Origin of the sequence: Rosistilla carotiformis (assembly GCF_007753095.1) — a bacterium.
GTDB classification, from domain to species: domain Bacteria; phylum Planctomycetota; class Planctomycetia; order Pirellulales; family Pirellulaceae; genus Rosistilla; species Rosistilla carotiformis.
In genome coordinates this window covers 6,546,167-6,553,709 of record NZ_CP036348.1, presented here as the reverse complement: position 1 = coordinate 6,553,709, position 7,543 = coordinate 6,546,167, and the positions used below count along the sequence as shown (strand labels likewise).

Genomic DNA, 7,543 nt, shown 5'->3' with positions numbered 1-7,543 from the left:
GGCTGGTAGGCGACGACTACTTGCGAATCCGTTGCGAGAAGTCTTTTGAGCCTAGATGTTGGCGGGCTTTGAGGCTTACGTAGGCGTCGCGACGGACCTGTTCAAATGGCCGCGAGGTGTCGATCAGTTTTAGATCGTACGCTAGTTTGTCGCTGTGGCCGGGAAGCATCAGACGCCAGTCGGTCATCAGATTCGCGGGTGCAAAGGGCGCGATGTGATCGGCGACGTTGGTCGCACAGCTGTTGCGAAGCGAGTCATAGAATTCGGGGGTCTGCCGCAATTGATTGCAGCGTTCCAAGACGCTCCGCAAGATCTGAGCCGCTTGCTCGGGCGTCGCACGGGATCGATACAAAAAGATATCGTTCCGCCGCACTTCGGCCCGCAGCCCCAACAGATCGGTCTCATCTCCAAGGATGTAGATCAGATCGAACTGTTGTGCCACACCCGCCAGCGGCGAATACGACTCACCCGCTTCCAGGCGGGCTTCGACACTGAGGGCTAGGTAGCGGTCATCGCCCAGATCGAAGCTGATCATCGTGTGGGCGAGCGCTGGCGTATCTTGGAATGGCACCACAATAAAGTCGACCGCTTGGACATCTTCCCAGCGGAACTTCCAATCGGAGTGTTTGACATCGTAATCTTCCGCCGAACGCCATCGGCATTGCCGGACGTTGTGGATGACGACTTTTTCATTCTCGTCACCGATCTCCGCATAAGGCAACACGCTTAGTTCCGGACGCCAGTCGCGGCGTTGCGAAGGGCCTGTGGAAGAAGCCAGGTCGACGACCAGTTTGGCGGGCGTGGGCAGACTCTCGGCGATCTCACTGGGGGGCACATCACCGCGCAACACACCACAGCCGCTCGCGCCGCCGATCAGGCAGAGCGTTTGGAGCAGGAGCAGATTCGTCGCGTTAAGCCATTGCCGCATCAGGACATGGATCGCCGATGCAGGCGGTGTGTGTCAAGATGGATTTGCAGCCAAAGGAAGGGATGCTGGCAAATCGAACCTCGGTCTTGAGATTGCGGGACGTCAGAAATTCGCAGCCAGACCGCTTCAGAAAGGCATTTCGCCATCTTCGTCAGGCTCTTCGAAGTCCATCAATTCATCCAGCTGTTCTTCGATTTCGTCGTCGGACATCCCCGTATCGGTCAATTCCGCAGGGGCTTCGGTGCCGTCGTCGGGAAACCAACGGACGGTCGGGCGGGGTGGATCGGTCAGTGCATCGTCGCAAAGAATCGCCCGCCAAACGATGTCTCCCGGTCCGTCGGCGGTATCGTCGTCCTCGATCACATCCCCTTCTTTGAGCATGTACAGCGAAGCGTTCCGCAAAAAGCCCTCGACATCCGTGGCGTCATACTTTTCGGCCGGGTAGGCCGCTTCGACATCGGGAAGGTCGAACTGGCCGTTGCCTACGGTATCCATCAAAGACCAGTCTTCGGTTGCGCGGAACAAGCGGACATTAGTCCACATGTCCAACGGCGGCAGATGATGGCTCCAGGCATAATTCAGGCCTTCCCGCAATCCATCTTCGTCGCGCAGCACCTCTCCGCCGGGGTTGAAATAGCAGAGTGCTTCGGGAAGCGTCAGCAACGCCGCAGCGATCTTGGTGAGATATTCCATCTCGTCGATGGCGTCGTAATCTTCCGGTAGCAGCGGGGCATCGTCGTCGGCAACGCCGATCACGTAACTGCATAGCACGCGGATGAAACAGGTATGTTTCTGAATCGCCTCGCTACACTCCTCCCAAGCCCATGCTTGTTCGGTGGAGCGTTCCAGGCAACCGGGGTAGGCCAGCGGGCCAAACTGTCCCAACGACCAAGCCACAAACACATCGGGCTGATCTTGCGGGTCGCCCATTTCGTCGGGCCAACGGTTTTCCACCACGCTCAGCAAAACCTGGCCATCGACGTCGGGCCGGAATGCAAGTAGCAGCGATGGCAGATCGATCAGTTCATCGTCACCACCGGTCGGTTGGCCGACGATTTCAAAATCGCGGAGCGCTTGCGCGATCCGATCCAGCGAAACCGGTTCGCTCAATAGAATGCACAGACCTTGCGAAAAAAAACCCTTGGGCATTGCGTTTCCTTGACGCTCCTCTCGCACACCGTTGTACTGCAATTTCGTGGCACTGACGACCGGGTGACACGCTGCCTTTGGTGAAGCTCGTCAACCTATTCTAATTGCGATACCACGGAACCCAATGCACCGGCGTTTCGTTAGAGACGTTCGAGGAATTGATAGAAACGTGCTTCCGCCATTGTTATAACATAGCCCATCAAGTTGCCGCGAACATTTTGACGATGCTCGCCGCTGTCGACGCGGACGGCGCAATGCTCTCTCCCGTTTAGGAATCTATCGCGATGAAATTCATTTTGGCCGCCGCAACCGCCGCGTTGCTGTCCGTCGGGGCTACCGCTTCGGCTGATGATCTTCCCACCCACGCCAACGTCCCGTACGGCCCGCACGCCAAGCAGGTGATCGATTTCTGGCAGGCCGAGGGTGATGGGCCACGTCCTTTATTGATCTACATCCACGGTGGTGGTTGGGTGGCTGGAGACAAACAGCGTCGGGCGACCGATGTGAAGCCGTTCCTGGACAAAGGGATCTCGTATGCCGCGATCAATTACCGTTTGACCGGTGAAGTGCCATTGCCCGCACCGGTTCACGACGCCGCCCGGGCGGTGCAGTTCCTGCGCAGCAAAGCCAGCGATTGGAATCTGCGTACCGACCGGATCGCGTTGACCGGTGGCAGCGCGGGCGCTTGCACGTCGATGTGGCTGTTGTGTCACGACGATTTGGCCGATCCCGATTCGGAAGACCCGATTGCGCGGGAATCGACGCGTGTTACCGCCGCCGCGGCCTCGGCGGGACAAACCTCCATCGATCCCAAAGTGATCGAGCCTTGGTTGGGGCCGGGCGTGCTAAAGCATCGGATGATCAACATGGCGGTCGGTGAATCGACGATGGCCGGGGCGTTGGCCAATTACGACAAGCATCACGATCTATATGTCGAATTCTCGCCTTACAATCACGTCAGCGGCGACGATCCCCCGCTGTACATGTCCTATTCAGCGGACATGACGCTCCCTTCGAAAAATGCAGGACATGGCATCCACCACCCCGTTTACGGCGTGAAAATGAAGGAGAAGGCGGATAGCGTCGGCCAGGAATGCCATCTCGCCATTCCCGGGCATTTCAAGACGCCGTTTGCCAGCGCCAACGCGTTCTTGATCACCAAGCTACTGGAATAGAATCGCTTGACGCGGTGGAAGCGGTCATGTCCCAATGCCCCCGAAGGCGTGCGTATCGATTCCAAAAAGCTGCGGAAACCCCGCAGCCGATTGCCAGGTGGAAGGCTCGCGTTAGTTGGCGTCGATCTTGCTGGCGTCGAAGCCCGCTTTTTCCAGCTTGGCCAATGCGGTTTCCAAATTGAAAGCATTGCTGTACGTCACGAAGACCGTTTTGTCATCCAGTTCGGTTTCGCTTTTCTGTTTCGCCAGTTCGACACTTTGGACGCCATCGACCGATTCCAACGCTTCTTTAACGGTCGGATAACAACCAAAAGCACAGTGCATGCCAGGCACGCTCAAGGCCACGCTTTGCACGTCGACGTCCGATCCCGCTTCGCTGTTTAGGCTTGCGCTGCTGGCGACGTTGGATGGTTCTGGGGTCTCGGTGGGTTTGCCCATAACAAAAACGATACCCGCGGCAATCAAGATCGCGGCAACATAAACCATGAATCGCATTGGATTCTCCGTTTGTAGAGTTTGAGGTGTGTTCAAGCGGCGGAGGGGGGCTCCGGCGGGGGAGGCCGATCGACGGTGTTGCCGCAACGACTTGAGTCATTCGAGTTTGGCTCGTGTTCCATTCTAGATCGCGACCGATGTCGCACCAAGAGCGCTCGAGAGATTGGATCGAGGCAATTTGGAACGCGAGAGGCGTTTGAGTCCTTCTCAACGGGGATCGACCAGTGTTATCATGCGCTCACCGGCTCATCGATCGAGGTCGGCGTTCGATGGTTTCTCCCGTTCGCCCGCACGAATGAAGCTGACCCTACCCGTTGAAATCGAAACCCAGCCGACGGATTCCGCCTGTGGAGCAACATGCCTGCAAGCGATTTACCGCTATTGGGGATTCCACATGGACGTCGCGCAGATCCTTGCCGACATTCCTCAGCTGGAGATGGGGGGCACGCTTGCGGTCCAGTTGGCTTGCCATGCCATGGTCCGTGGCTTCTCTGCGACGATCTACACGTACAACGTCCAGGTCTTCGATCCCAGCTGGTTCAACCGTCCCGATATCGATCTGGCGGAACGCCTGGAACGTCAGCGGGAGTGCAAGGGGAATTCCAATCCCCGCTTGGGCGTGGCCACCGAAGCTTACCTACGCTTCCTGGCGTTGGGGGGCCAAGTGCGGATGCAGCCGCTGGAACGTCCCTTGATCCGGCAGCACCTTACCGAGCGGGTGCCCATGCTAGCAGGGCTGAGTGCCACCTTTTTATATCAAGAATCGCGCGAGTGTCCGCAGCCTCCCGATGAACGCGGGATCAGTAGCATTCCCGACGATCTGCGAGGCGAACCGGTCGGGCACTTTGTTGTGCTCAGCGGCTACGACGACGAAGCGGATTCGGTGATGATCGCCGATCCGTTGCACCCGTATTCCAATCTCTCCTCGCAACCGTATTATTGGTCGCCAATCGATCACGTTGCCGCGGCGGTCTTGTTAGGCATCGTGACTTTTGATTCCAATTTTTTGGTCCTGCGTCCACAAACATAGCTGAAGGACTTTGCAGATCGATGGCTGTCGTAATCGTTACCGAGGCAGAACAGGATTGGATTCGAAACATTCCCGACGTCGAAATCGTCGATCCCCACGAATACTTGACCAGTCCCGACTGGAATCGTCGTCGTAATATCAAACTGTACAACCTGGCGCGTTCGTACCGTTATCAGAGCCTCGGATACTATGTTTCGCTGTTGGCCGAAGCGCGTGGGCACCGCCCCTTTCCCAGCGTCGTAACGATCCAAGATCTTGAACAACGGCAAGCGATCCGTTTGGTGCCGCTGGAACTCGAGGGGCTGATCAATCAGTGTTTGACACCGCTGCATTCGGATACGTTTTCGATGAGCGTCTATTTCGGACGCAATCTCGCGTCGCGCTACAATCGTCTGGCGCGGGAATTGTCAACGATGTTCCAAGCACCGTTGTTGCGGTTCGAATTTACGCGTCGGAAGAAGTGGCGGCTCGCCAGTGCCCATGCGATTGGTTTGGAAGACATTCCCGCGTCGCATCAACCGTTTGTTGCCGAGCAGGCGCAGCGGCACTTCAATCATGGGTCGTTAGGCAAAGCCAAACGCGCATCGTACCGGTTTGATCTTGCGATCCTCCACAACCCGAAAGAGGGCGACAACTCTCCATCGGACGACAAGGCGCTGCAGAAGATGGTCAAGGCAGCGGCAAGTGTTGGCATCAACGCTGAACTGTTGACGATCGAAGACGCCGGTCGGCTGTTGGAATTTGACGCGTTGTTCCTCCGCGAGACGACCGCGGTCAACCACTACACCTACCGCCTGGCGCGTCGCGCCGAACGCGAAGGTTTAGTCGTCATCGACGACCCGAAATCGATCCTGCAGTGCACCAACAAAGTCTATCTGGCCGAACTGCTGCACAAAGCGAAGATCGCCACGCCGCAAACGATCGTCGCGTATCGAGGCAATGCCGCGCGGATCGTGGCCGAGCTTGGGTTCCCCTGTGTTTTGAAGCGTCCCGACAGCGCGTTTTCCCAGGGCGTGGTCAAGGTTGAATCGTTGGAAGAATTGACTCGCCAGTTGGATCTCTACTTTGCCGATTCCGAACTGGTCGTTGCACAAAAATATATGCGGACTGATTTTGATTGGCGGATCGGAATCCTCGACCGTCGTCCGTTGTTTGCGTGTAAGTATCACATGGCACGCGGGCATTGGCAGATCATCAAACAGGACTCCGAAGAAAAAAATGGCAAGTATGGCAAATGCGAAACCATGCCCGTCGAGATCGCCCCGCGAAAAGCGGTTGCGCTCGCGCAGAAGGCGGCCGATCTGATCGGCGACGGTCTCTATGGGGTCGACATTAAAGAAGCCGACGGGCAGTTTTTCGTGATCGAAGTCAACGACAACCCCAATCTCGATTCGGGAGTCGAAGACAAGTTTCTCCGAGACGATCTGTATCGTCGCATTATGGAATCGTTCCTGCGTCGGATCGAACGGATTAAATCGATGGATCTCACTCAATGAATCAGCCGAGTCGTTTGTCAATTTTTGAAGCGTTTGGCATCGAGCTGGAATATATGGTCGTCGACCGCGAGACGCTCGACGTCCGTCCGATTGCCGATCGCGTCCTGCAGTCGGCGGCTGGTCGACCAACCAGCGATTTCGAATGCGGCCCGACCGCATGGAGTAACGAACTGGCGTTGCACGTGTTGGAACTCAAAGGCGCGCATCCGACTGCCGATCTGATGTCGCTATCGACCAGCCTGCAACAAGGGGTCGCGCGTTTGCAGGCAGCGTTGGCAAGTCACGATGCGATTTTGATGCCATCGGGAATGCATCCCTGGATGGATCCCACGACCGAGACCCAGTTGTGGCCGCACCAGTGCGCGGAGATCTACAACGCATACCATGCAATTTTTGATTGCTTCACGCACGGTTGGGCCAACGTGCAAAGCGTCCACTTAAACCTTCCATTTGCCAACGATTACGAATTCGCTCGGCTGCATGCGGCCGTTCGCTTGCTGTTGCCGATCCTGCCGGCATTGGCGGCCAGTTCGCCGATCGTGCAGCGTCAGTTCGGTCCGTGGCGTGACATGCGGATGCAGAAGGTTCGCGAGCATTGCAGGCGAGTCCCGTTTTTGACGGGCGATATGATTCCCGAACCGATCTATGACGAAGCGACCTATCGCCACGAGATCTTTGGTGGCTTGCAAGCTGCGATCGCGCCGCACGATTCCGCTGGCGTTTTCGATGCGAACTTCTTGAACGCCCGCGGCGCGATTGCTCGTTTTGATCGTGGATCGGTCGAGATTCGCGTGATGGATGTCCAAGAGCATCCCGCGGTGGACATCGCGATCTGCGTCGCCGCGATCGCGGCACTAAAGACCTTGGTGGCGGAGCGTTGTCAGCCGTTGAAGAGCCAACAACAAGTGGCGACGTCGACGTTGTCATCTTTGTTGGATCGTGTCTCGGCCGACGTAGAATCCACGGTGATCGACGACGCGGACTATTTGCGGCAATTCGGAGTGGTGGATCGATCGGTCACGGCCGGTGAGCTTTGGCGGCATCTGATCGACGTCGGGGCGGAGCATGAGTTGCTGATCGGCGATGTCAAAAATGAACTGCGGGTGATCCTCCGCGAGGGCTGTCTGGCGACGCGGATTGCGAGGGCGATTGGAGACGACATGCGGCAGGAACGTTTGTCCGAAGTCTATCGCTCGTTGAGCGATTGCTTGACGGCGGGACGCGCCTTCACGACTGGGTAAGTCGGATCGATTGGGGAAGTCGCCGTCGT

Annotated in this window: 7 protein-coding genes; 4 read left to right on the top strand and 3 right to left on the bottom strand. The window is 57.2% G+C overall.

Going from position 1 to position 7,543, the window contains the following annotated elements:
* Positions 1-16 precede the first annotated feature (16 nt).
* A complete protein-coding gene (locus tag Poly24_RS23835) occupies positions 17-928 on the bottom strand; it encodes a lipoprotein N-acyltransferase Lnb domain-containing protein (protein WP_145101584.1) in 912 nt (303 codons plus the stop codon).
* Positions 929-1,054: 126 nt separating this feature from the next.
* A complete protein-coding gene (locus tag Poly24_RS23830) occupies positions 1,055-2,077 on the bottom strand; it encodes a DUF4261 domain-containing protein (protein WP_145101582.1) in 1,023 nt (340 codons plus the stop codon).
* A gap of 284 nt (positions 2,078-2,361) precedes the next feature.
* Here Poly24_RS23830 and Poly24_RS23825 point away from each other — a divergent pair, with 284 nt between their 5' ends.
* On the top strand, positions 2,362-3,252 hold the full coding sequence (locus tag Poly24_RS23825) for an alpha/beta hydrolase (RefSeq protein WP_145101580.1): 891 nt from the start codon (positions 2,362-2,364) through the stop codon (positions 3,250-3,252).
* 111 nt (positions 3,253-3,363) lie between these two features.
* Here the strand turns inward: Poly24_RS23825 and Poly24_RS23820 are convergent, their stop codons facing one another.
* Entirely contained in the window at positions 3,364-3,747 is a 384-nt protein-coding gene (locus tag Poly24_RS23820) for a heavy-metal-associated domain-containing protein (RefSeq protein WP_145101578.1), read from the bottom strand.
* 295 nt (positions 3,748-4,042) lie between these two features.
* Here Poly24_RS23820 and Poly24_RS23815 point away from each other — a divergent pair, with 295 nt between their 5' ends.
* Genes Poly24_RS23815 through Poly24_RS23805 form a run of 3 tightly spaced genes read left to right on the top strand, consistent with a single transcriptional unit; the run spans position 4,043 to position 7,514 of the window.
* On the top strand, positions 4,043-4,777 hold the full coding sequence (locus Poly24_RS23815) for a cysteine peptidase family C39 domain-containing protein (protein WP_145101576.1): 735 nt from the start codon (positions 4,043-4,045) through the stop codon (positions 4,775-4,777).
* 20 nt (positions 4,778-4,797) lie between these two features.
* On the top strand, positions 4,798-6,273 hold the full coding sequence (locus tag Poly24_RS23810; RefSeq protein WP_145101573.1) for a RimK family protein: 1,476 nt from the start codon (positions 4,798-4,800) through the stop codon (positions 6,271-6,273).
* Positions 6,270-7,514, top strand: a complete 1,245-nt coding sequence (locus tag Poly24_RS23805; RefSeq protein WP_145101571.1) for a glutamate-cysteine ligase family protein — start codon at positions 6,270-6,272, stop codon at positions 7,512-7,514. Before Poly24_RS23810 ends, Poly24_RS23805 begins: the two co-directional genes overlap by 4 nt.
* Positions 7,515-7,543: the final 29 nt, after the last annotated feature.

Coding starts and splice junctions, on each gene's coding strand:
- Poly24_RS23810 (WP_145101573.1), top strand. CDS start 4,798: ATGGCTGTCGTAATCGTTACCGAGGCAGAACAGGATTGGATTCGAAAC.
- Poly24_RS23820 (WP_145101578.1), bottom strand. CDS start 3,747: ATGCGATTCATGGTTTATGTTGCCGCGATCTTGATTGCCGCGGGTATC.
- Poly24_RS23805 (WP_145101571.1), top strand. CDS start 6,270: ATGAATCAGCCGAGTCGTTTGTCAATTTTTGAAGCGTTTGGCATCGAG.
- Poly24_RS23835 (WP_145101584.1), bottom strand. CDS start 928: ATGCGGCAATGGCTTAACGCGACGAATCTGCTCCTGCTCCAAACGCTC.
- Poly24_RS23815 (WP_145101576.1), top strand. CDS start 4,043: ATGAAGCTGACCCTACCCGTTGAAATCGAAACCCAGCCGACGGATTCC.
- Poly24_RS23830 (WP_145101582.1), bottom strand. CDS start 2,077: ATGCCCAAGGGTTTTTTTTCGCAAGGTCTGTGCATTCTATTGAGCGAA.
- Poly24_RS23825 (WP_145101580.1), top strand. CDS start 2,362: ATGAAATTCATTTTGGCCGCCGCAACCGCCGCGTTGCTGTCCGTCGGG.